The 24,028-nt window shown below is 49.2% G+C and carries 26 protein-coding genes and 1 riboswitch; of the genes, 23 read left to right on the top strand and 3 right to left on the bottom strand.

Going from position 1 to position 24,028, the window contains the following annotated elements:
• The first annotated feature begins 6 nt into the window (after positions 1–6).
• The 14 genes from mutL to JOE45_RS05200 all read left to right on the top strand — a co-directional run bounded on the left by mutL (position 7) and on the right by JOE45_RS05200 (position 14,264).
• Positions 7–1,911 (top strand): DNA mismatch repair endonuclease MutL, encoded by a 1,905-nt coding sequence (gene mutL, locus JOE45_RS05265; protein WP_210021186.1) that lies wholly within the window; start codon positions 7–9, stop codon positions 1,909–1,911.
• An 85-nt stretch (positions 1,912–1,996) separates the two neighbouring features.
• Positions 1,997–2,770, top strand: a complete 774-nt coding sequence (locus JOE45_RS05260) for a class I SAM-dependent methyltransferase (RefSeq protein WP_210021187.1) — start codon at positions 1,997–1,999, stop codon at positions 2,768–2,770.
• On the top strand, positions 2,764–3,729 hold the full coding sequence (gene miaA, locus JOE45_RS05255) for a tRNA (adenosine(37)-N6)-dimethylallyltransferase MiaA (protein ID WP_210021188.1): 966 nt from the start codon (positions 2,764–2,766) through the stop codon (positions 3,727–3,729). Before JOE45_RS05260 ends, miaA begins: the two co-directional genes overlap by 7 nt.
• A 22-nt stretch (positions 3,730–3,751) precedes the next feature.
• The gene (gene hfq / locus JOE45_RS05250) at positions 3,752–3,991 is read left to right on the top strand and encodes an RNA chaperone Hfq (RefSeq protein WP_210021189.1); all 240 of its coding nucleotides are present in this window, start codon (positions 3,752–3,754) and stop codon (positions 3,989–3,991) included.
• Between the two features lie 185 nt (positions 3,992–4,176).
• Positions 4,177–6,855, top strand: a complete 2,679-nt coding sequence (locus JOE45_RS05245) for a transglycosylase domain-containing protein (protein WP_210021190.1) — start codon at positions 4,177–4,179, stop codon at positions 6,853–6,855.
• A gap of 118 nt (positions 6,856–6,973) precedes the next feature.
• The gene (locus JOE45_RS05240) at positions 6,974–7,678 is read left to right on the top strand and encodes a peptidylprolyl isomerase (RefSeq protein WP_210021191.1); all 705 of its coding nucleotides are present in this window, start codon (positions 6,974–6,976) and stop codon (positions 7,676–7,678) included.
• A 146-nt stretch (positions 7,679–7,824) separates the two neighbouring features.
• Positions 7,825–8,568 carry an alpha/beta hydrolase gene (locus JOE45_RS05235; RefSeq protein WP_210021192.1) on the top strand — a complete coding sequence of 248 codons (744 nt, stop codon included), beginning with the start codon at positions 7,825–7,827 and terminating at the stop codon, positions 8,566–8,568.
• Complete coding sequence (locus JOE45_RS05230; RefSeq protein WP_245246650.1) at positions 8,555–9,244, top strand: SanA/YdcF family protein; 690 nt, start codon at positions 8,555–8,557, stop codon at positions 9,242–9,244. The genes JOE45_RS05235 and JOE45_RS05230 overlap by 14 nt, the downstream gene beginning before the upstream one ends.
• Before the next feature lie 113 nt (positions 9,245–9,357).
• Complete coding sequence (gene tatA / locus JOE45_RS05225; protein ID WP_210021193.1) at positions 9,358–9,555, top strand: twin-arginine translocase TatA/TatE family subunit; 198 nt, start codon at positions 9,358–9,360, stop codon at positions 9,553–9,555.
• A 298-nt stretch (positions 9,556–9,853) separates the two neighbouring features.
• On the top strand, positions 9,854–11,527 hold the full coding sequence (locus JOE45_RS05220) for a PhoX family protein (RefSeq protein ID WP_210021194.1): 1,674 nt from the start codon (positions 9,854–9,856) through the stop codon (positions 11,525–11,527).
• A gap of 16 nt (positions 11,528–11,543) precedes the next feature.
• Complete coding sequence (gene tatA / locus JOE45_RS05215) at positions 11,544–11,816, top strand: twin-arginine translocase TatA/TatE family subunit (protein ID WP_210021195.1); 273 nt, start codon at positions 11,544–11,546, stop codon at positions 11,814–11,816.
• A 90-nt stretch (positions 11,817–11,906) separates the two neighbouring features.
• Positions 11,907–12,635, top strand: coding sequence for a twin-arginine translocase subunit TatC (gene tatC, locus JOE45_RS05210; protein ID WP_210021196.1), 729 nt, complete (start codon positions 11,907–11,909; stop codon positions 12,633–12,635).
• Positions 12,636–12,758: 123 nt separating this feature from the next.
• A complete protein-coding gene (locus JOE45_RS05205; RefSeq protein ID WP_210021197.1) occupies positions 12,759–13,415 on the top strand; it encodes an HAD family hydrolase in 657 nt (218 codons plus the stop codon).
• Between the two features lie 111 nt (positions 13,416–13,526).
• Positions 13,527–14,264, top strand: a complete 738-nt coding sequence (locus JOE45_RS05200) for a DL-endopeptidase inhibitor IseA family protein (protein ID WP_245246648.1) — start codon at positions 13,527–13,529, stop codon at positions 14,262–14,264.
• A gap of 207 nt (positions 14,265–14,471) precedes the next feature.
• Here JOE45_RS05200 and JOE45_RS23790 read toward each other — a convergent pair whose 3' ends face one another.
• Positions 14,472–14,600 carry a hypothetical protein gene (locus JOE45_RS23790; protein ID WP_280874087.1) on the bottom strand — a complete coding sequence of 43 codons (129 nt, stop codon included), beginning with the start codon at positions 14,598–14,600 and terminating at the stop codon, positions 14,472–14,474.
• A gap of 58 nt (positions 14,601–14,658) precedes the next feature.
• Positions 14,659–14,744: riboswitch (cyclic di-GMP riboswitch) on the bottom strand.
• Between the two features lie 171 nt (positions 14,745–14,915).
• Between JOE45_RS23790 and JOE45_RS05195 the strand changes: the two genes are divergently transcribed.
• The 5 genes from JOE45_RS05195 to glnA all read left to right on the top strand — a co-directional run bounded on the left by JOE45_RS05195 (position 14,916) and on the right by glnA (position 20,718).
• Positions 14,916–15,896 carry an AAA family ATPase gene (locus JOE45_RS05195; protein WP_210021199.1) on the top strand — a complete coding sequence of 327 codons (981 nt, stop codon included), beginning with the start codon at positions 14,916–14,918 and terminating at the stop codon, positions 15,894–15,896.
• Between the two features lie 182 nt (positions 15,897–16,078).
• Positions 16,079–17,401, top strand: coding sequence for a GTPase HflX (gene hflX / locus JOE45_RS05190; protein ID WP_210021200.1), 1,323 nt, complete (start codon positions 16,079–16,081; stop codon positions 17,399–17,401).
• 3 nt (positions 17,402–17,404) lie between these two features.
• On the top strand, positions 17,405–18,655 hold the full coding sequence (locus JOE45_RS05185; RefSeq protein ID WP_210021201.1) for a methionine gamma-lyase family protein: 1,251 nt from the start codon (positions 17,405–17,407) through the stop codon (positions 18,653–18,655).
• Between the two features lie 219 nt (positions 18,656–18,874).
• Complete coding sequence (locus JOE45_RS05180; protein ID WP_210021202.1) at positions 18,875–19,288, top strand: MerR family transcriptional regulator; 414 nt, start codon at positions 18,875–18,877, stop codon at positions 19,286–19,288.
• Between the two features lie 92 nt (positions 19,289–19,380).
• Positions 19,381–20,718 carry a type I glutamate--ammonia ligase gene (gene glnA / locus JOE45_RS05175; protein ID WP_210021203.1) on the top strand — a complete coding sequence of 446 codons (1,338 nt, stop codon included), beginning with the start codon at positions 19,381–19,383 and terminating at the stop codon, positions 20,716–20,718.
• 47 nt (positions 20,719–20,765) lie between these two features.
• Here glnA and JOE45_RS23410 read toward each other — a convergent pair whose 3' ends face one another.
• Positions 20,766–20,885, bottom strand: a complete 120-nt coding sequence (locus JOE45_RS23410) for a site-specific integrase (RefSeq protein WP_245246646.1) — start codon at positions 20,883–20,885, stop codon at positions 20,766–20,768.
• Between the two features lie 768 nt (positions 20,886–21,653).
• Here JOE45_RS23410 and JOE45_RS05165 point away from each other — a divergent pair.
• Both JOE45_RS05165 and JOE45_RS05160 read left to right on the top strand, forming a co-directional pair.
• Positions 21,654–21,857, top strand: a complete 204-nt coding sequence (locus JOE45_RS05165) for a hypothetical protein (RefSeq protein WP_210021205.1) — start codon at positions 21,654–21,656, stop codon at positions 21,855–21,857.
• A 43-nt stretch (positions 21,858–21,900) separates the two neighbouring features.
• A complete protein-coding gene (locus JOE45_RS05160) occupies positions 21,901–22,065 on the top strand; it encodes a hypothetical protein (RefSeq protein ID WP_210021206.1) in 165 nt (54 codons plus the stop codon).
• Between the two features lie 534 nt (positions 22,066–22,599).
• Here the strand turns inward: JOE45_RS05160 and lexA are convergent.
• Positions 22,600–23,220 (bottom strand): transcriptional repressor LexA, encoded by a 621-nt coding sequence (gene lexA, locus JOE45_RS05155; protein ID WP_210021207.1) that lies wholly within the window; start codon positions 23,218–23,220, stop codon positions 22,600–22,602.
• A 147-nt stretch (positions 23,221–23,367) separates the two neighbouring features.
• Here lexA and JOE45_RS23405 point away from each other — a divergent pair, with 147 nt between their 5' ends.
• Both JOE45_RS23405 and JOE45_RS05145 read left to right on the top strand, forming a co-directional pair.
• On the top strand, positions 23,368–23,724 hold the full coding sequence (locus JOE45_RS23405) for a LysM peptidoglycan-binding domain-containing protein (protein ID WP_245246645.1): 357 nt from the start codon (positions 23,368–23,370) through the stop codon (positions 23,722–23,724).
• A 105-nt stretch (positions 23,725–23,829) separates the two neighbouring features.
• Positions 23,830–24,024 carry a DUF896 domain-containing protein gene (locus tag JOE45_RS05145; protein ID WP_210021208.1) on the top strand — a complete coding sequence of 65 codons (195 nt, stop codon included), beginning with the start codon at positions 23,830–23,832 and terminating at the stop codon, positions 24,022–24,024.
• The last annotated feature ends 4 nt before the right edge of the window (positions 24,025–24,028 follow it).

The raw sequence follows: 24,028 nt of genomic DNA, 5'->3' as shown, positions 1-24,028 counted from the left end.
CTGCATATGGGTAAAATCACCATTTTAGATGAACATATCGCCAACCAAATCGCTGCGGGCGAGGTCGTCGAACGGCCTTCCTCGGTGGTGAAGGAGCTTGTAGAAAATGCAATCGATGCTGGAAGCTCCAGGATCGATGTGTCGATCGAAGAAGGCGGTCTGCAGCTCATCCGGGTGACCGACAATGGCTCCGGGATGGATCGCGAGGATTGTGAAACGGCGTTTTACCGCCATGCGACCAGCAAAATCGCAAGCACTCACGATTTGTTCCAGATCCGCACGCTCGGCTTCCGCGGTGAGGCGCTTCCTAGTATCGGGGCGGTGGCCAAGGTAGAGCTGCTCACTTCCCCGGATTCCAGCGGTCTTGGGACACGTCTGGTCATGCAAGGCGGAAGCGTACTGGAGAGGTCCGATGCCACGGCTCCTCAGGGGACGGACATTACGGTGAGGGAGCTGTTTTACAATACGCCGGCCCGGCTTAAGTATATGAAGACGATTCAGACGGAGCTTGGACACGTGACGGATTATATTTACCGATTGGCGCTTGCGCATCCGGGAATTGCCATTACGCTGAAGCACAACGGGAATGTGCTGGCACAGACGCCTGGGGGCGGGGATCTGCTCCAGACGATCGCAGCCATCTACGGTACGGCCGTAGCCAAAAGCATGCTCCCGATTAGCGGCGAAACGCTTGATTATCGGCTAGAAGGCTATATCGCGAAGCCGGAGATTACCCGTGCGAACCGGGGCGGTATGACGACCGTGATCAACGGACGCTATATCCGCAATTTCCCGATGGTACAGGCTCTTCTGCAGGGCTATCACACGCTGCTTCCGATAGGCCGGTTTCCTGTGGCGGTGCTGCATGTGCAGATGGACCCAACGCTGATCGACGTGAACGTGCACCCGGCCAAGTTGGAGGTGCGCTTCAGCAAGGAGCCTGAGCTGATGCAGCTCGTTGAGCGCGAGACGCGCGAGACGCTAGGCCGTCAGCGCCTGATCCCGTCGGCGGGGCAGCCGGGGGGGGCAGGGAAGCGGCCGCGGGAGCCGCTTGTGCAGGAGCAGCTCGAGCTGTACCGGCCGCAGGCCACCGCAGCCGCGGAGCGCCTGACGGGCGCTGTTGGCGAAGCGCCCCGCGCGCCGTGGACGCAGCCGCCGCTCTCGGAGCGGACCGCCTTCGCGGATCCGCCGGCGCGCCGCGATGCGCCCGCCCCCGCGCGACCGGAAGCTCCGCGTGAGCGGCTGCAGCCGCGGGAAGCGGCCGTCGCTTCCGGAGCGCTGCTGCGTACACTAGCGCCAGAGCTGGAGGGACCGCCGGCGCTGCCGGATTTCCCGAAGCTGAGCCCTATCGGGCAGCTTCATGGCACTTACATCGTCGCCCAGAACGAAGAGGGATTGTTCCTGATCGACCAGCATGCGGCGCATGAGAGAATCAATTACGAGCGGTACTTCGACATGTTCGGTAAGCCGGAAGAGGCAAGCCAAGAGCTGCTTGTCCCCATTACGCTGGAATTCACGGCGATAGAGGCGGCGAAGCTGTCGGACAAGCTTCCGCAGCTGGAGCAGGCAGGGGTATTTTTGGAGCCTTTCGGAGGCACCTCCTTCCTTGTCAGAGCTTATCCTCACTGGCTGCCCAAAGGCGATGAACAGGCCATTGTGGAAGAGATGATCGAGTGGCTGATGAACGAGAAAAAGCAGGTGGATATCGGCAAGCTGCGGGAAAAGGCGGCGATCATGTGCTCATGTAAAGCATCGATCAAGGCGAATCAAAGCATCGGCACGCTGGAGATCGAAACGCTCCTTGATCGGCTAGCGGCCTGCCGCAATCCGTATACATGTCCGCACGGCAGGCCTATCGTCGTCAGTTTTTCGACCTATGAACTGGAAAAAATGTTCAAACGGGTACAATAAAACGTTATGATGAAATTTGCGTTCACGTGCTTTTGTTTTATAATAGTAATGGATATTGAAGCATAATCGTAAAGGATGATCCGTATTGTTCGTTACTACCTCCTATGAACCCAGTCCCGCGCAGCTGGAAGAAGCTCAGAAGCTCGCACATATGCTTGGCGGCCGATGCATCGAGCGCCGCCAAATGTCGTTGTCGCAGCTCAGGCGGCGATACGGGGACGAGGAGATCCTCCTGGTGTCCAAGGAGAGAATCGAGTATCATCATGAGCGGCGTGAGCCCTTATTTTTTCACCCCAGTACGGCAGCCGTACGTATTAAACGGCTGCTCAAAGGGGAGCGCGATCCGCTCTTGCAGATCGCAGGCATCAAGACAGGAGACCGGATTGTCGATTGCACGGCCGGGCTGGGCTCCGATGCGATCGTATTCTCGTTTGCCGTAGGGCCAAACGGTGGGATCACGGCCATAGAGAATACCAAAATCCCCTGTTTTTTACTTAAGCAAGGTCTAAAGACCTATCATTCAGATGTGTCTGGTTTGAATGAAGCGATGCGGCGCATTGAGGTGATTCAGCTGGATCATTTGGACTATTTGCGCGGATTGCCAGAGAATAGCGTCGATGTCGTTTATTTTGACCCGATGTTTCGGAAACCTATCACCGAATCGGCCTCCATCCGGGCGATTCGCGGATTAGCGGACGATCGGCCGCTCTCGGAAGAGAGCGTTGCGGAAGCGATACGAGTTTCCCGCAGGGTCGTTGTGATGAAGGAGCACCGCGATAGCGATCAATTCGCTAGCCTTGGTTTTGCCGAGGTGCACCGGTCCGGGAACAAAATTGCTTATGGAGTGATACAATGCTGACAGAGACGGACCGGAAGCGGCCAAGGCTGCTTGTACTTGTCGGCCCTACTGCCGTCGGCAAGACGAAACTGAGCCTGACGATAGCCGAACATTATAACGCGGAGATCATATCCGGGGATTCGATGCAGGTTTACCGTGGGATGGACATCGGTACCGCCAAAGCGACTCTCGAAGAACTGGCCTTGATCAAGCATCATATGATTGATATTCACCATCCGAATGAGCCGTTCTCCGTAGCTGAATTTCAGGAAAGGTGCGCAGAGCTGATTCCGGAGATTAATGCGCGGGGGAAGCTGCCTTTTATCGTGGGGGGCACCGGATTGTACATTGAATCGGTATGCTACAACTTCCAGTTCAGTGAGGTCGGATCGGACGAGGCGTTTCGCGAAGAGCAGCAGGCTTTTGCCGAATCCCGCGGTGCGGAGGCTCTTCATGAACGGCTTCGGCAGGTGGACTCGGAAAGCGCAGAGCGTCTGCATCCGAACGATCAACGGAGGATCATTCGAGCGCTCGAAATTTATCATGTGTCCGGGGAACGGTTATCAGACCAGTTGAAGCGTCAAAAAAAGCAGTCACCGTACGAATTGTGTATCATTGGGTTGACAATGGATAGAGCTTTACTATATAAACGTATTGAAGAGCGAATCGATTCCATGATAGAGCTCGGGCTGGTCGAAGAAGTGCAGAGCTTACTGTCGGCGGGCTGCAGCCCGTCATCCGTTGCGATGAAAGGGCTGGGATATAAGCAGATCGTAGGTTATCTGGAAGGGCACTATTCTCTAGAAGAAGCGGTACTGCTCCTTAAGCGGGATACACGCCATTTTGCCAAGAGACAGTTGTCTTGGTTTCGCCACATGAAAGACATCGAATGGGTGGATGTGAGCGAATTGGCAGAATTTTCTACACACCTGAAACATATTCATGCTATAATAGCACAAAAGCTAACGATTGACCGTTAATTATTTTGGAGGGGGCCCATTGATGAACAAGACGATCAACATTCAGGACACATTTTTGAACCAACTGCGCAAGGAGAACATTCCAGTCACCGTTTATCTGACCAATGGGTTTCAAATTCGAGGCGTGATTCGCGCATTCGATAACTTTACAATTATCATCGATAGCGAAGGCCGTCAGCAAATGGTATATAAGCATGCCATCTCGACCTTCACCCCGCAGCGAGCGGTTTCTTTAATGCAGCAGCAGGAAATCGCCGAGTAGTCTCGTTTGATTACGTCAGGACTTATGACCGAATAGCAGCAACATTATGGTCATCCGATACGTCTAATAAAATACAGTCCTGAGAGCAACCCTGATTCCCTGGGTTGTTCTTTGTTTAAGAGGCGTTGCCGCAGGTTAAGTATCCTGTGAATCGTAAGATATAGAAAAAGAAAGGGAGTCGGGGCATGGCGGAACGAAACAGCAGAACATCGGGAAAAGCACCCATGGAGAAGAAACCGGCGTCAGGCAAGGCCAAGAAGAAAAAGAACATCACTGTAGGAAAAGTGTTGTGGTGGACCTTCGTTGCCGGAGCGCTGGCGGCGATCTGCGCAATGGGAGTATATATCTTTATTATCGTCAACGGAAACAAGATCTTAACGGAAAATCTGGATAAATTAGAGTTCAGTGAAGCCTCACACATCTATGATGTAAACGGCAATGAAGCTGGATCATTAAAAGTAGAGAACCGGGAAAATGTGGAATCCAGCGAAATTCCTGAGCTGCTTAAGCAGGCATTTGTGGCTACGGAAGACAAACGGTTCGAGGAACACGCTGGTGTCGACTTTTTTGGAATAGGTCGCGCTTTGGTCAAAGATGTTATCGCCCGCAGTATGGTCGAGGGGGGCAGCACCATCACCCAGCAGCTGGCCAAAAACGTGTTTTTGAGCGCTGACAAGACATTTTTCCGTAAAGCGACGGAGATGTCCATTGCAGTGGCGCTGGAGCAAAGATATTCGAAGGATGAAATTTTGGGGTATTATTTAAATCGTATTTATTTTGGAAAAAGAGCATACGGTGTGAAGGCAGCATCCAAAGTGTATTTCGGCGTGTCGGATTTGAATCAATTGAAAATATGGCAGGTGGCTACACTCGCGGCCATGCCTAAAGCGCCGAATACGTATAATCCGATGAGTAATCCTGAGAAATCGACGGAGCGCCGTGCGGTTGTGCTCCGGTTGATGCAGGATCAAGGATACATTACGGAATCGCAGCGCGCAGAAGCGGCTGCGGTAGAGTACACGGCTCCCAAGACCGCTGCTGAAAGCCAGTATCAAACCTATATCGATTACGTGCTGAAGGAAGCCCAGGATATGTACGGCTTTGAAGAGGATGATCTGCTTCGGGGAGGTTATGAGATTTATACGACCTTAGACCCTGTGGCGCAGCGGACAATGGAACAAACGTATGCGAACAATCGATTTTTCCAGAAAGACGGTCCGCAGCATAAAATGCAAAGCAGCATGGTGATCCTGAATAATAAGGATGGCGGCATCGTTGCCATGATCGGAGGACGGGACTACGTAACGCGTGGATTAAACCGTGCCGTAGCTCAGCCGAGACAGCCGGGTTCTGCGTTCAAACCGCTTGTGGCGTTCGCTCCTGCGGTTGAACAAAAGGGTTTCACCCCATACACCCGGATCAGAGACGAGCAGAGGTCCTACAACGGGTATTCGCCTAGAAACTATGACGGCGTCTATCGAGGCGAGGTCACCATGCAGGAAGCGATCAAACGCTCGATCAATTTACCGGCCGTCGATCTGCTGAATCAGATCGGGGTAAGGACCGGAAGGGATTTTGTCCGCAAATTGGGCATCGAGCTGACACCTGAGGATAACAATTTGGCCATCGCGCTCGGGGGATTGCACAGGGGCGTTACCACTCTCCAAATGGCTGGAGCGTACAGCGCCTTTGCGAACGACGGGTACCTGAACAAACCTCATGCCATTATCAAAATTACCAGCAGCAATGGTGAGGTGGCTGCGTTTAAAGAAGAGAGCAAGCAGGTGATGAGCGCCAAAACAGCCTGGTATATGACTCAAATGATGCGGACTGTAGTGGAGCCCGGGGGTACCGGTACGGCGGCGAGATTCGAACGTCCGGTTGCGGGCAAAACCGGGTCGACGCAGCTGGACATCAAGGGGCTGGAACGCTATAACCGGGATCTGTGGTTCACCGGATATACTCCGGAGTGGACGGCTGCGGTCTGGATGGGTTTTGATAGGACGGATTCGAAGCATTATGTGTCGATGAGCAGCGGCAGCGCGGCGGCAATTTTTAAAGAAGTGATGCAGAAATCGCTGGAGAAACGACCGGTGACTTCTTTCAAGAAGCCGGGAGGCGTAGCAGATCCTGCGGCGCCACCAAAAAGCATTGGAGACTTAACGGCGGAATACAATCAGGAGAATCGTGCCGTTCATCTCCGTTGGAGCGGTGTAGGTGAAGGGGTTACGTACCAATTGTTCCGCAAAGACAGTTCCATGCAGGATTTCCCTGCGGAACCGCTTATTACGACTGCGACGACGGAAGTGAACGATATTTCCGCGATTAAGCCGGATATTTATCAATATGTTGTTGTTCCTATGAATACGCAAAACAATTCGGCGGGCCAACGCTCCAATGTAGTGACCGTGACGATATCGGAAGATGGTAACGGTATGGATCCGTTAGAGCCGGAGCTTCCGGGTCAGGATTCGAACGAAGGGAACATTAGTCCGAATCATCCGGGGACGAATCAGCCTGATACCAGAGAACCCGGGACTAACTTGCCGGGAGACAGAGGCGAGTCAGGGACCATTCGACCGGGTAACGGGTCTGGAACGGGAGTGCAGCCGGGGCGAGGCAATCAAGGCGGCGGCCAGAACGGAACTGGCAGCGGCGAGACCGGTACGGGTTCAGGCGATGGAACTGGTGAAACAGGAGGTACGGGGGGCAGCACGGAGCCAGGAACACCGGCGAACGGTTCCGGTTCCACCGGAACCGGTACCCCGCCAACGCCTGAAACAGGAACCGACCCTACTGGCACGTCTGGAAGTGAAACGGGAAATACGGGTACGCTGAGAGTGCCGGCCGGAGCCTTGCAGTAATCTGCCGCTCTTCGGCCGCCGATCGATGGATTTTTCATTTATCACTGACGCGTGTATAATGAATACCGGGTACCAACCTATGATCAATCAAAACTGCATTGGAGTTGAATAAGCACTGATGAACGCTTTACGCTTACGGAAACCATCAACTTGGATTTGCGCAATAGCGCTCCTGGCTCTAATTACGACGGGCTGCGGCACGAAGCCGGCACCTTCTGCGACGGAGAATGCTCCCCAGAATGGAGGCCAGCCTGCTGGACAGAATGCGGTAAACCAAGAGCAGTCTTCGAAGAAATCGTGGTCTTCTCCTCCGGAGATGAAGATTGATCCGAATAAATCGTATCAAGCGACAGTAACGACCTCCAAAGGAACCTTCACGATCGAGCTGTTCGCCAAGGACGCTCCGAAGACGGTTAACAACTTTGTCTTTTTATCGAAGGAAGGCTTCTACAATGATATTACGTTCCACCGGATCATCCAGTCATTTATGGTGCAAACCGGAGATCCGCTTGGCAACGGTACTGGAGGGCCAGGTTATAAATTTGAGGATGAGCTGAATACGCCTCATAAATACGGGCCAGGCATTGTCGCCATGGCGAACTCAGGGAAAAATACGAACGGCAGCCAATTTTTCATCTGTACGGGTGAGGATAGCACAAGCTTAAACATGCAGCCCAATTACACGATCTTCGGTAAAGTGGTGGAGGGCATGGACGTCGTGCAGAACATCGCCGCAACACCGGTGAAAAAAGGAAGCGAGCCTACTCCAAGCGTGCCGACGGAAAATGTAACGATCCAATCGATAGCCATTACCGAAAAATAAAAAACAGCGTGGGGCGCCACGCTGTTTTTTTTGCAATCCGAGAAGGGATACGCAAGTTTCGTACTCACTACAATACGGTTAATTATCTCTTTGAATAGACGGAACAAAATAACCGTTTGCGTCGTCAATAAAGGAGAGATGTTATTATGACGCTTCATATCGGAGGTAACGTTAACCTAGTCGTTCCTATATCCTATGATCCGGAAGGAAAATCGCCGAACTCTCGGGTAAAACCTCGCTGCTGCTTGCTTTTGCACGGATTTACCGGCGGACCTTATGAGATTATGCCGCTAGCCAAGCATTTGCGTAAGCAAGGCATCCATTGCCATGTGCCCACACTACCCGGACACGATAAAGACTTGAAGGGACTTGGCGTCGTCACATGGAGGGATTGGCTGGATGCGGCTGCGAGCGAAGCGGACAAGCTGACACGGCAGTTTGGGGAAATCGATGTGGTTGGTTTTTCAATGGGAGGATTGATTTCCGCTTATTTGGCTAACCGCTTTCCGGTACACAGACTGGTGCTGCTCAATGCGGCGGTGATTTATCTCAGCCGGTTCATCAACGATTTGGCCGAGCGACTTCGCTGCCGCGACTGGGATCATTTGCTCCGCGTTACAAATACGCCTCTTCCCGCAGCCTTTCAATTCATGAAGCTTGCTCGTTATACTAGGCTTCGGGAACTGCCGAGAATTTCAGTACCTACGTTGATCGCACAAGGCAAAAAGGATCAAATCGTGCATCCCCGAAGCGCGGAGTATATATACCACAGGCTAAGGGGCGAAAGAGAATTAATATATTTTCCGAATTCCCGTCACATGATTTGTATGGAGCAAGAGGCGCCGGAATTGTTTGCCGCTGTGGAGCATTTTTTGAATGTTTCGAAATGAAGCAGGTATGGGAGTGTTCGTTGGAATGAAGGTGAAAAGATTGAATCATGCTCCTCGGTTGGTGAAGGCCTTAACGACTCCTCTGAAGGCCTTGCTGATGGTCGCTGCCGTCGCTACGTTGTGGGTGATCTTCATTCAATGGAAGATGGTGAGTTTACCCGACGGTAAGCTCCCGCCGAAAGAGGTAGGGATTGTGCTTGGAGCTGCGTTGTGGCAATCAACTCCGAGTCCTGCGCTGCAAGAGCGATTAAATCGTGCGGTCCTATTGTATGAAGAGGGTACCATCAAACGCATAATCGTATCCGGCGGATACGATCATGCGAACTCCAAGCTGACGGAAGCAGAAGGCATGCGCAATTACCTGCTGGACAAAGGGGTTCGGGAAAGCGACATTTATTTGGAAAATGCAGCAACGAGCACTTACGAAAACATGCTGTTCAGCCAAAATATTATGAAGCAGAACGGATGGACCTCGTCGGTCATTGTAACTCACCGGTATCATGCCGTAAGGGCGCTCGATATTGCCCGGTTCCTAGGATACGAAGATCCTGAGGCATCACCGATGGATTCCAATGTGCTTATAATGTCTTGGCACAAGGGACGGGAAACGTTAGCCCTGACCAAATGGCAGTGGGACAAGGTTATGTTGGCTTTGGGGCAGCAGACGGAAAGCTGAGTCGAAACATGGGATAGCAGGTTTACGGAGCACAGGGAAGGAACGGTTTCTTTTCCACAGACAAGCTGTTATAATAAAGCTATAACTGTTTGAATTTAAAGGAGTGGAATGCCTTGCCATTCGGTAACATCGGTGTCGGGGGACTTATACTGATTATCGTCGTTGTGCTGCTGTTGTTCGGACCGTCCAAGCTTCCCGAGCTCGGGAGAGCCTTCGGCAGAACACTAAGCGAATTTAAAGAATCGACTCGCGGCCTCGTATCCGGGGATAAAGAAGATAACACGAAACCCCAGGAAGAGAAAAAATCATAAGCTATTTTTGTTATGTTAAAACTCCCTTCGACGTATGCTGTAGGCATATGCTCCAAAGGGAGTTTTTTGTCATGTGGAATGAGTCTGTTTTCCGTGGATGATTATGGCGTGAGCGTACGGTAATGAAAGCCGTAGAGCCATGTGTACCCTGCTCCGCGATACAGCCGGTGTGCTGGCTCTTATTGTTGACCATCTTTACAAAAAATCCATACTGACTTAATCTTCCGTTTACGTTTGCCCGGTATGATGATTTAGGAATCAATCATTTCAACAAAGGGAAACGGATGGTGTGTAAAGCATGGAAATGAACAGAAGAAAATTTCTTGCATATTTGGGCACAGGTACGGCAGCGCTCGCGGCTGCATCTACCGGACTCGAATCCCTGACCGGCGGCAAGGCTTATGCCGCAAGAACGGCCGATCATTTGTTCGGTTACAAAAATAATAAGGTTTCGGGTTTCTTTAAACCCATTGCACACAGTACCGTCGACAATGTGATTCTTCCGAAAGGATTTAAATATGATGTGGTGGCCGCATACGGGGATGTCATTAACGAAGCCGGTGATACGTTTGGTTTTAATAACGATTTTACCGTTTATTTCCCAATCAAAGGCTCCAACACCCACGGGTTGTTGTGGGTAAACCATGAATATTCCAGTGATCTGTTCGTGCACGGTAAGCCCGACGCCAATGGGAAATATTCAGCGGATCAAATCAAGAAAATGCTCTATGTCCAAGGTGGATCGGTCATTGAAGTGCGCCGTGACGAGAAAGGTGTCTGGAAGATGGACACGCAATCCAAATATGCCCGTCGCGTTACCGGTTTGACACCGACGAAATTGGTAGGTCCTGCTTCAGGAACGAAGGCTGTGAACGGGACGACGAACGTGCAGGGAACGTTCGCCAACTGTTCCGGGGGCATGACGCTGTGGAATACGCTGCTGACCTGTGAAGAGAACTTTGAAGAGACATCTGAACTAGCGGGTCTGGATGTTACGCATTACGGCTGGGTTGTGGAAGTGGATCCGTTCGATCTGACGTTTGAAATTCGCAAGCAAACTGCGCTTGGCCGTTTTAACCATGAAAATACGGCAATGGGTCTTAGCAAAGACGGCCGAGTAGTCGTATACATGGGAGATGACAAGAAGGATGCCTGTGTGTACAAATTCGTATCCAAAAACAAATATGCACCTGAAATGGGCCGCGGCAATACGGCACTGCTGACGGAAGGAACACTGTACGCCGCCGATATGAAGAAAGGCAAGTGGATTGCGCTTACGATCGAAGCCGTGCAGAAAGTATTGAAGGATGAGAAATTCAAGGTGCCAAGCCTGATAAAGAAGAAAAAAGAAGATCTCGCAGCCCAATTCCAGACGCAAGCGGATATTTGCGTGAATACGCACGAAGCAGCCTTGATTCTAGGTGCAACACCGACGGATCGTCCAGAGGATATTGAAATTTGTCCATTTGACAACACCTTCTTTGTAGCACACACAAACAATGACAATCACGGGAATATTCACGGTCACATTACCCGTTTTTTTGAGAAAGACAGCGATCTCGGCGCCATGGATTTTGATTTTGAAATTTTCGCTGCTGGCGGACGCCAAAGCGGCTTCAGCGCGCCGGACAACCTTACTTTTGATAGCAGCGGCAATCTGTGGACGGTTACCGATATGTCTTCGAGCAGCATGAACAAAGGCGTGTTCACGTCGTTTGCCAATAATGGTATGTATGTTATTCCAACTACAGGACCTAATATGGGTGTGGCGATGCAGTTCGCTTCCGCACCGAACGATGCCGAGCTGACAGGACCTTGGTTTACACCGGATGAAACGACATTGTTCCTTGCCGTCCAGCACCCGGGTGAAAATACAACGGACATGAAAAAGCTCACCAGCACATGGCCGCGCCGTCAAGGAGATACGATGCCTCGTCCTGCCGTTATCGCGATTACCGGATTTCAATTTTAATAAGGAGTGATTTCTCATGCCATTCGGTAATATCGGGATACCCGGTTTAATCTTAATTTTGATTATTGCTTTAATTATTTTCGGTCCGTCCAAGCTTCCAGAGCTTGGAAGAGCTTTCGGCCGCACCTTGAGCGAGTTTAAAAGCGCGACAAAGGGATTGATCGGTGAAGATGACAACACGTTGGAGACAGACAAGCCCCAGGCGAAACCTGCTTCCGCTGCTGTTAACGGCTCCGCTTCGGTTGAATCCAAGCCTCACTTGGTTGCTGTGGACAAAACACAGTCTTAATGTAAGCTGATTTCCACGCTTCCGGTACGACAAGCGAGCCCCCGCCGCTTGTACCATGCCGGAAGCGATCTTTTATTCTGGAGGCTTCTTATGGCACAACAAGATCATGAATTGCATGTAGTGACCCATTTGGAAGAAATGAGAAAGCGCTTGATAGTAACCCTCTGTTCCTTCTTGGTTGCGCTAGCCGCCGCATTCTTGTATGCCAAGCCGATTTATGCCTGGCTGGTCCGTGACATGGAGGGCAGGCTGACCGTTCTCGGACCTACGGATATGCTGTGGGTCTATCTGATGATCTCGGGCGTCTTCGCCATAGCGGTGACGATACCCGTTGCGGGAATTCAGCTGTGGAGCTTTTTGAAGCCGGCTCTAAAGCCGGATGAGAGAAAGGCGGCACTGGCCTTCATTCCTGCCTTAGCCGTTCTGTTCGCGGCAGGAATATCCTTCGGATATTTCGTTTTGTTTCCGATGGTATTGTCTTTTATGAAGGCAATGGCCCAAGAACAAGTGAACATTATGTACACGGCGGACAAATACTTTCGGTTTATGCTGAACCTCACGCTGCCGTTAGGGCTGCTGTTTGAGATGCCTGCGGTCGTTATGTTTCTCACGAAAATCGGCGTGCTGAACCCGGTACGGCTGGCCAAAGCGAGGAAGGTTGCTTATTTTGTGCTGATTGTCGTTTCCATTACGATTACGCCGCCGGATTTCGTTTCCGATGTTCTTGTGATTGTCCCTTTGCTGCTGTTGTACGAATTCAGCATTACTTTATCCAAATGGGTCTATAAGAAGAAGCTGACGGTAGTATCGGAAGCGTAAAGAATGGAGTCAAGCACTAGCCCTTGAAGGGGCCGGTGCTTTTTTTGGATATGACGAATACACTATCCAATACGCAGCAGACGTAGTACGATACTTTATATGGGATGAAAGGAGAGGAAGGCCATGATCAAAGCGGTCGTGTTTGATTTTGACGGACTGATTTTGGATACGGAGACCCCGGAGTTTGAATCGTATCAAGAGATGTACCTGCAGGAAGGCTGCGAGCTGACTCTGGACATTTGGGGACAGTGCGTAGGCACTGGGCCGGAAGCATTCAATCCCTATGATGATCTGGAAATGCGAATGGGCCGGACATTGGATAAGGCAGCAGCCCGTCATCGGCGTAAGCTCGACTATGAGGAGAAAATGCGCTTGGCGGACGTTCGTCCGGGCGTACGTGCTTACTTACAGGAAGCGAAAGATATGGGGTTGCGTATAGGACTAGCCTCGAGCTCTTCCCGTGCATGGGTAACCGGTTATTTGGAGCGTTTCGGTCTGCTGCCGTGGTTTGAGTGCATTCGTACTTCAGACGACGTCACCTGTGTTAAGCCCGATCCTGAGCTGTACCTTAAGGCGCTTAAGGGGTTGGGTGTTCGGCCGGAGGAAGCGGTAGCGTTCGAGGATTCGCCCAACGGTACACTGGCGGCCAAGCGTGCTGGCATGCGCTGTGTGATTGTGCCCAACAGTGTCACAGCGGGGCTTACGTTCGGGGAGCACGATCAAAGGCTGAACTCCATGGAACAGCTCGGGCTGCGTGAATTGATCGCCAAGCTGGCGTAAGGCAGCTGTATTATTTTTTGCCAACCGGCTTCGCACCTGTAACAAAATAACATGCCTAGACGTCATATCTGTGTAATCCAATCATGGGATGAACGAAGGAGTGCTGTACATATGAAGATGAACGGGAAGTCTTTTGTAAGCGGGGTTGTTTTGGGTTCTGTTCTTTTTTCGGGCATTTCGTTGGCTGCTCCTAAAGTGGTAAAGCTGATGGTCAACGGAAGCGAGATACATTCCGAAGTCCCTGCTCAAATTATCGATGGGAGCACTTTAATTCCGGTAAGGGCGCTATCAGAAGCGTTAGGTGCTGAGGTCATTTGGGATGAAGCGAATCAAACGGTTATTGTTGAGAATGAGAAGTACCGCCAGCTTCAGCGAAAGAACCTGGAAATCAGCGATCGAGATGCGGTAGGTCTGGTGGGGGACGCGCAAAAGCATTTCTGGTTCATCTCCAGAGGAGGAGAAGGGGAGCGTATAGATGGATCTTTTGGCGTAGAAGGAAAGGAGTATCCCTACCGCTGGATGAGCAGCGATTTGGATACGAAAGACAAATTTATCGCATACGTAGAACGGGTTTATACGCCTGAGCAAGCGGCTGCTTATTGGAAAAAGCAAACGGAAAACGGTTCTATTCTTGAAATTGAAGGGAAATTGGCGCAACCGGAGGCGGACGGCGGAAGTGCGCTGGAGTGGAGTAATGCCTCGGCGAAACTAATTCAAGAGGGCAAAGGGACGAAAACGTATCGGTTTCAGGTGCCGATCTTTGATGAGTTCGAAGAAAGAGAAGTTAAGTTGCGTTATGTTGAAGGTAAAGGCTGGCGGATCGATGAGCCGGCAGATACTGTCCGGTAATGTTCACGTATGGGATATAATAGATCGTATTTGCATCCGTTGGAGATGCGGGTTGATTGATATTTAGGCGGGTAAAGTACGCAGCTTTTGGAAACTGGGTACAGTCTTATCATTCTAACGGTGGATTTTGCGCGATATGTAAATCTGGTAAGGTCATGATGATCTGAACAAAAAAACGGCGGTCCGTCAGGACCGCCTCATTCATTATCAGCTCACTTGTATAAAATCACTATCTCGTTCAACTTCGATGCTTTCTTTCTTCCATTCCTTGAAAATCTCCAAATTGATCCCAAGCTGCTCAACAATTTCTTCAATGTTCATCTCTTTCCGGTTCATTCACGTTCGTCCCCCTTATAGAAGGAAGGCGGAAATACAATAATTCCATCCCCCGAAATTGAAAGATGGTCGGTTGCACTACTCGCTCCCTCGAATCCAAGTGCCCACATTTGCGGATTCGAATTCACAGCACCCATGTTTTCTATAATTCAATTTTATAATACGAAAGTCATATGAGTAAACAGGAGGTTGTGTCGAATCTTGTCTTATCGACTAAAGTTTTTTTCATAAACAACAACTTGATGTACAAGCCAGAAAAGATTAAAACATGATCATAACGGCTTGATGCATAAAATGGGTGAAGGGGTGAGAGCGATGGAGGAGGATACGCGTAAAATAACAAAAAGGGACCGTCAAATAAATGTTGTTTTTACTAATAATGAAACGCCGCCTGCAGCGCAGATGATCGAAATCAACGGAAAAGCCATACCGGCGCATTTAGAATCCTTCTCGGACATTTTTAAAGAGCTTGATGAAATGATTGGTCTTGAAGATGTGAAGGAATTGATTTTTCAAATATATGCCATGCTGCAGATCAAGCAATTCCGCATGGAAGCCGGACTGCATGCCGGAGCTCATGTGTATCACATGATTTTCAAAGGAAATCCCGGAACGGGTAAAACAACAGTAGCCCGAATCGTTGCCAAGCTTTTTAAATCCATGGGCGTATTATCCAAAGGGCATTTAATTGAAGTCGAACGTGCAGACCTTGTCGGGGAATATATAGGTCATACAGCGCTGAAAACCCGGGATATGGTCAAAAAGGCGCTGGGAGGGATTCTGTTTATTGATGAGGCCTACAGCCTTGCTCGAGGCGGTGAGAAGGATTTTGGCAAGGAAAGTATAGATTGTCTCGTCAAAGCGATGGAAGATCACAAGAATGATTTTATTCTGATCCTTGCCGGTTATCCGGATGAGATCGATAATTTTTTGCAAACGAATCCGGGGCTGCCGTCACGCTTTCCTATTCAAGTTGATTTTCCGGATTATCAAGTTGAACAGCTGATTAAGATAGCTGAGAAAATGGCGTCTGAGCGTGAATATGTATTAATGCCTGAGGCGATGAAAAAATTAAAAGAACACCTTTATATCCAAAAGCTCACAGAACTGCATTTTAGCAATGCGAGGTATGTCAGGAATCTGATTGAAAAAGCGATACGTTACCAAGCGGTGCGTTTATTAAGTAAAGCCCAGAAGCCTAACAAACAAGATTTAATGAACCTGCTCCCGCAGGATTTCAACATCTATGAAGATCAGTTGGCTAATCCGTTCCGAAAAAAACAACTTGGTTTGTAGAAGACAATACGGTATTGTTGTGTGTATCGGATCGATTCTGGTTTGGAAATAATAGTTATAAATAATCATTGAATTGTAATTCGGTGTAGGGACGTTTACAATGAACGTGAACGTTCCTTTTCCTGTTTCTTCATACAGGATGAAGCATTGGAGGATCTCAAAAAGGAGACAAATATACAAGTATGAGAAAAACATCGCACGAAGTGATGCCAAACGCACAGGAAAACGCCATTCTGGTCAGTCTCATTACGGCGAAGCATAAAAAACTCGAAGCCTACGATCCGGAGTTTTCGCTTTCAGAGCTCGCCAGCTTGGCGGAGACGGCGCGGGTCGATGTTCTCGGCACGCTTACGCAAAATAAGGAATATGCGGATTCCAAATGGTTTATCGGCAAGGGAAAAGCCGAGGAGCTCAAAGGAATGATCGAGGAGACCGGTGCGAATACCGCAATCTTCGATCAGGAGCTATCGGGAGCCCAAGTGCGCAACCTGGAGCAATTTTTGGATGTCAAAATTATTGATCGGACGCAGCTTATTTTAGATATTTTCGCGCAGCGGGCGAAGACCCGGGAAGGCATCATTCAGGTAGAGCTGGCACAGCTTACTTACCTGCTGCCGCGCTTGTACGGGCAAGGGAAAAATTTGTCCCGGCTTGGGGGAGGCATCGGGACGCGCGGTCCCGGTGAATCGAAGCTCGAGACCGACCGGCGCCATATTCGCGATCGGATCAACGAGCTAAAGAGGCAGCTGCAAGAAGTTGTCCGGCATCGAAGTCTGCATCGGGAGCGGCGCAAGAAATCCGGAGTTTATCAAGTGGCTCTGGTGGGCTATACGAACGCAGGAAAGTCCACTGTATTACGGCAGCTTACTCTTGCGGATGTGTATGTAGAGAATCAACTGTTCGCCACACTCGACCCGACATCGCGATCACTGAAGCTGCCCGGCGGGATGGAAATTGTAATCACGGATACGGTTGGGTTCATTCAGAACCTGCCTCATGATTTGGTTGCCGCTTTTCGCGCCACGCTGGAGGAAGCCTGTGAGGCTGACTTGATTCTGCATATCGTTGACAGCTCTTCGGAGATGATGGCTATGCAGATGAAGGTGGTCGACCAAGTGCTTGAGGAGCTGGGCGCTCATGGGAAAGAACGGGTCACGGTATTTAACAAGATTGATCAGTGCCCCTCGGAACAAGCAGACATGCTGACAGCGGAAGGAGAGTTTCTTAGAATTTCCGCTTATCGTGAAGAAGACCTTAACCGGATTAAAGAGCTGCTCGAAACGCGTATGATGGGCGGCAGCCGTACATTCCGGATTCCCGCGGACAAAGGGGACGTGATCTCGCTGGTTTATCGTGTAGGCGAGGTGCTCGAGAATGAGGTTGACGGCAATGATATGCTCTTTAAGGTAAGGGTAAACAACAAGGAATTCGATAAAATCGGTTATATGCTGGCTGCATATGATGCAGTTCGGTCAGCTGAGGGAGAACAAGGGAGAGACGTCTGAGGTATGTTTACGGAGAGAGTGCTCGGCTTGATGGAGCAAGCCGAGCAGAGGATCGAAGAGAAGCTCAAAGAAATCGATCGCGTGGTCGATCGGAATCAATGGAAGGTGATCCGTGCTTTTCAAAAGCACAAAGTAAGCGACTATCATTTTGCCGGGTCTACGGGCTACGGGTATAACGATCGTGGCCGGGAAGTACTTGATTTGGTGTATGCCGATGTGTTCGGCGCCGCAGCCGCCTTGGTACGTCCCCATTTCGTCTCGGGGACCCATACGATTGGCACGGCGCTGTTCGGCGTGCTTCGTCCGGGGGACGAGCTTCTGATGATCACAGGAAGACCATATGATACGCTGCATAAGGTTATAGGCAAACCGAAGGACGGCACCGGGTCTTTGCAAGATTGGGGAATTTCGTACAGCGAGGTGGAACTGCTCGAGGACGGATCGCCTAACTATGCCGAAATTGGCCGCCGGATCACCCCGCGTACCAAGGTGGTTGGAATTCAACGGTCACGCGGATATGCTTGGCGTCCATCTTTTACGGTTTCTCAGATTGGCGAGATGGTCCGTTTTGTTAAAGAAATCCGTCCTGATGTCATCGTCTTTGTCGATAACTGCTACGGAGAGTTTACTGAGCTAAGAGAGCCTACGCAGGTCGGGGTCGACTTGATGGCTGGATCTCTGATCAAAAATCCGGGGGGAGGCTTGGCGGCCACCGGAGGGTATATCGCGGGTAAAACCGAATATGTAGAGCTGGCCTCATACCGATTAACGGCTCCGGGAATCGGTGGGGAGGTCGGTGCGATGCTCGGTACGACAAGAGCCATTTATCAAGGCTTCTTTCTGGCCCCTCACTTGGTTGGACAAGCAGTGAAGGGCTCGGTATTTGCCGCTGCGGTGTTTGAGCAGCTTGGATTTACGACGAGTCCGCATTGGAATGACCCTCGTACGGATCTCATTCAAGCGATTCAATTCACGGGGGCCGAGCATTTGATCGCTTTCGTGCAAGGAATTCAGCAAGCCGCAGCCGTGGACGCGCATGTCGTACCTGAGCCATGGGACATGCCCGGCTACGAGCATCCCGTCATTATGGCTGCCGGTACCTTCATCCAAGGCGGAAGCCTGGAGCTGTCCGCTGACGCGCCAATTCGGGAACCTTACATTGCTTACATGCAGGGCGGGTTAACGTACTCCCATTGCAAAATGGGCGTGTTGACAGCGATTCAAAACATGATGGATCGGGGCTTGCTTGCTTAATCTTCATCCGGCTAAAGATGAATAAAACGGACGGTTGTCAGTGATGTATGAACGGCCGCTGACACCGCTGCGGGGGTCTAACCATTCATTGCTATTCAGAGATAAAATTAACTGTAATCTACAATAACATATGGCATGAACCTAACATAACTTGACATATGTTTTTCCGTAAGGTTACAATTAGAAGTAAGGTTCCAGAGTAACTTAGGAGTGATGGTCATGACTGATGATATCCGCAGAAATATGGCGTTGTTTCCGATCGGCATCGTAATGAAGCTGACCGATTTGACTGCCAGACAAATCCGGTACTACGAGCAGCATGAGCTCGTCATCCCGGCCCGGACCGGCGGGAACCAACGATTGTACTCTTTTAATGATGTAGCACGGCTTCTCGAAATCAAGGATTTGATTGAGAAAGGAGTCAATATCGCCGGAATCAAACAGGTGCTGCTGCCGGTGGATAAAGATTCCGAGGACGCAACCATACTCAATGAACATACGGAAGTTAAACGCAGAGAGCTCAGCGATTCACAGCTTCACCGGATGCTGAAGCAGCAACTCATGGGCGGAGGCAAACGTCCGAACCAAGTGTCTCTGATTCAAGGGGAATTATCCCGTTTTTTCAGAAGGTAAGGATTGTCTGGAGGCAGGTCTGGTGCTGCTTTCTACGAGTGCCGGACATGCTCCGTTAACATTGCTACATAGTTTAAGGAGGAGATTTCACAGTGACGGATAAGAATTTCACTAAAGAAGATATTCTTCGCATTGCCAAGGAAGAAAACGTTAGATTCATTCGACTTCAATTTACGGATTTGCTGGGCACGATCAAAAACGTGGAAATTCCTGTGAGTCAGCTGGAGAAAGCTCTCGATAACAAAATGATGTTCGACGGATCTTCCATCGAAGGTTATGTACGGATAGAAGAGTCGGATATGTATTTATATCCCGATCTAAATACTTGGGTCGTATTCCCTTGGGTTACAGAAGACCGTGTTGCACGGTTAATATGTGACATTTATTTACCGGATGGCCGTCCGTTTCCGGGGGACCCTCGCGGTATTCTGAAATCGGTATTGAAGGAAGCCGAAGAAATGGGCTTCACGGCCATGAACGTCGGACCCGAACCTGAATTTTTCTTGTTCAAAACCGATGAAAAAGGCAATCCCACTACAGAATTAAACGACCAAGGCGGTTATTTCGACTTGGCGCCTATGGATCTGGGCGAGAACTGCCGTCGTGAAATCGTGCTAACGCTGGAAGAAATGGGCTTTGAGATCGAAGCGTCCCACCACGAGGTGGCACCAGGCCAGCATGAGATCGATTTTAAATATGCGGATGCCATTAAAGCGGCAGACCAGATTCAGACCTTTAAGGTGGTCGTCAAAACCATTGCGAGACAGCACGGACTGCATGCCACGTTCATGCCAAAGCCTTTGTATGGAGTGAACGGATCTGGAATGCACTGCCACCAATCGTTGTTCAACGGAAAAGAGAATGTCTTCTATGATGAGAGCGATAAGCTTGGCTTAAGTACGACGGCAAGACAATACATGGCTGGTATTTTGCGTCATGCACGCGCATTTGCTGCGATTACGAATCCAACAGTCAACTCTTATAAGCGGCTCGTCCCAGGGTATGAGGCGCCTTGCTACGTGGCGTGGTCTGCAAGCAACCGAAGCCCAATGATCCGTATTCCAGCGTCTCGTGGGATTAGTACACGCGTTGAAGTCCGGAACCCGGATCCAGCGGCTAACCCGTACCTGGCGCTGGCCGTTATGCTGAAGGCTGGTCTGGATGGCATTAAGCATAAAATGCAACTGCCTCCACCAACCGACCGCAACATCTATGTCATGAGTGAAGAAGAGCGGGAAGAGCAAGGCATTCCAAGCCTTCCGTTTGACCTGAAGCAGGCGCTTGATGAACTTCTTCGCAACGACGTGATTTGCGACGCCCTAGGCGATCATGCCCTCGCACACTTCATCGAGCTCAAAGAAATTGAGTGGGATATTTACCGCACACAGGTTCATGATTGGGAACGGGACCAATATTTGACTCTATATTAATCGAGGAAACCCTTGGCGCTCTAAGCGTTAAGGGTTTTTTTTGTGGGCTATGCGTCTGAGGTGATTCGAATACTTCCGTGCCCGAGACGCTCTTGGACGAATTTCATTTCCACCCCTGTTACCAATAGAAGGCCAACGTGAGTGTGTCGGAGGGCATGGATGGGCATAGCAGGTGAACCACTCGTCTTCGTGTTATAGAGAAGGCGTTAAACAGGGAAGACTTCGGAATGAAGTTCCCATGATTCCTGCATCGAACTAGGTTTAGTCATGCCTGTACATTGATTTGAAGGCGGGTTTGTACTGATTTTGATAATACATGTGATAACGAAGGATCATTGATCACGGATGTTCTATTTTTATGTATAGTAAACAGTCTCGGGGCTGAGGTAGTGCAAGTCAGCAGAAAATAGAGGTGCTTGCTTGTCAAAATCTTTGTTTCGTAAGGGCACGCTTTTTTAGATTGGTGACAACCTCAGGTGTAAAGGAGTTCAACTGGAGAGAAAGAAACATCGTCGTGGTATGAATGAAAACCGTTTGAATATTGATGAACTTGTAAGTAGTTCTTACAAGTTCATACACACATTGCGAGGCTTATCGTTTTATCCTGCCCCAAGCGTAAAGGAGCACGAATGGACTGATCAGTACAAAGTATACAGTAGGGGTTATTGTTTCTTTCAGCAATAGGACACAAGCGATCACTACGGCCAAGGAGGGGACGATGCGGAATACTAGTTCTTTGTTCATTAAGCACCTCTCTATATGTTTTGTCAATTATACCACCCTACGTAGTGGAAACAAACCTCTCTGAATAATGGGGAGAGTTCGATAGTTTAATGATTGAATGCAATTGTTAACGAATGAATAATAATGTATGCATATACATCCCAATTTCTGATATAATGAGAGTATAAAAAATCATTTGTAGGTGATCGGGCATGGCGCCACCAGGAACATACCGCCGCGGTAAGATCGAAGAATTTGTAGAACGGCTCGAAGTACGGCGCACCGTCCTCCTTACTCAGCTTGATCAACCCGAATTTCAGGATTTACAGCAGATTATCAAAGGGCAACTTACAGCGTTGGATTTGGTTATCAGTGAGCTTCAAAGTGAATTCGAAATCGTGGGTAATCAAAGTTGAATCGGAGCCGTATGAATTTCTGAAATACATGGGAGGGTTTAATATGAGTCTGCAAGACGGGACAGAAGATAAAAGCAAAATAGGCGAGTTGGTTCAGCGGATGATTGAAAGTTCACCTCATATCGATGAGCATACAGAGATCCACGTTCACTTTAACGATGGCGTATGGTATATCACTAGGGATCATAAATTCATGAACACTGACTGAATATCGTTATGCACTTCCTTAAGGAGGTGCTTTTTTTGTTAAAGAAAGTTCAATAATTTTAGAATACCGCCGGATCATAAAGGGAATATAATTATAATTCGGTTTTAATATGATTGGTAAGTTAGATAATATGTGTACTTGTTATAATCTGCTAATGAAGTTCGAATACTTCATAACTGGTGTGACGATTACTAGATGGAGAAGCCCGTTTTGGCTAAGAAGGTTTGTCACCGCAAGAGAAATTTTGTGAATTGGTAAAAAGTAGAACGAATTAATTCATTCTTGATGCAATCGTAAGAATGCTTTTTCTTTTGCTTAAAAGGAATTAGTATACAGCGGCAACTCACACAGGTTCATGATTGAGAGCGGGACCGATATTTTACACTATATTAATAGTAGTTATCCAGCTTTGGACTGAGATACGCGCTCTGCCAGCAAGCATTACGGCAGCGGGCGTTTTTTATGTCCTGTGGCTGCGCCTGGAACATAAAAAAACCTTTCAACCGACCGAAACTGGCGGAGAAAGGGAAGAAATTAATGAATATTTCTGAATACACCAATGACCTTACCTAAAACACTGACATTCTTAAGTCGAAGCGGCTCCATCGTCGGGTTTTCAGGCTGTAATCGAATATGGTCCTTTTCTTTATAAAAAGTTTTCACCGTTGCTTCATCGTCCTCGGTCATCGCGACAATGATATCTCCATTATCGGCAGTTTGCTGCTGACGCACGATAACATAATCTCCGTTATGGATGCCGGCGTCAATCATACTTTCTCCGATAACGCTTAACATGAAGACATTATTATCTCCTACATAATGGCTTGGAAGCGGAAAATAATCCTCAATGTTCTCCGTTGCCGTAATTGGCACCCCTGCTGTAACCCGTCCAATTAGAGGCACTCTTGCCACGGATACGGAGAAAGGGCCGTCTGAAGAGCTTCCGTCCAAAATTTCTATCGCTCTTGGCTTCGTAGGGTCTCTGCGAATCATCCCTTTTTTTTCCAATCGCTCCAAGTGGCCGTGTACCGTAGAACTGGAAGCCAGTCCAACCGCCTCACCAATTTCTCTTACTGAAGGCGGGTATCCCTTTTCCCTAACTTCGTTCTTGATGAACTCTAAAATCGCCAGCTGACGATTGGAAATTTTGCTCATGATCATCACTCCATTTTTGGTAATCATTACTTAGAATTATAACATAGAACCGGAGTTCGTACAAACATAAGTTCGAGAAAACCATTGACACAAACAAGTGTTCGTGTTAAATTAAAAACAGAACAAGTGTTTGGAGGTCGACTTTCGATGATACAAAATACTCAACTCATACATAATTTCAATTCTCGACAGCTTATGCAGACAAGTCATAATAATAAGAGAACGTACGTGCGTGCCATGGTTTTAGGTGCTCTGCTGTTGTTTACGGTGTTTTTTGCTGCTGTATTGGCCACATTAATCTTTGATCAAGATGCTCACGCAGCAACCTCTCAGGTACTGGTGCATACTTACGTGGAGGTTCAGTCTGGAGACACCCTCTGGGGCATTGCATCTCAGCATGCTGGTGACGGACAAGATGTGAGAGAATATGTGCACCAGTTGAAAGCGATTAACGGTTTGAAGAATGTAAATATACAATTAGGTCAGAAGCTTTTGCTTCCATAATTGATCGTTACACAGGTATCCGGTTTTCTAGAGGCTGCTTCTCTTGACAATCCGTAGCGGTAATGTCAAAGTATAATTTGAAATGACATTATCAGGAGGAACAGCATGAGCGAATCGGATCATGATGCAATCGTACGGCGAATCAACGAGTTGGCCCGCAAAGCGAAGACGGAGGAAGGGCTTACCGATGTGGAACTGAATGAACGCAACGAACTAAGAAGAAAGTATATCGACTCTTTTAAATCCTCCTTGCGTGGTCATCTCGATAACATCAAGTTTGTTGATGAAGAGAAGAAGTAAGAGC

Origin of the sequence: Paenibacillus sp. PvR098 (genome assembly GCF_017833255.1) — a bacterium.
GTDB lineage: Bacteria > Bacillota > Bacilli > Paenibacillales > NBRC-103111 > Paenibacillus_G.
Note: the sequence above shows the minus strand (reverse complement) of the source record. Positions and strands in the feature narration are given on the sequence as shown.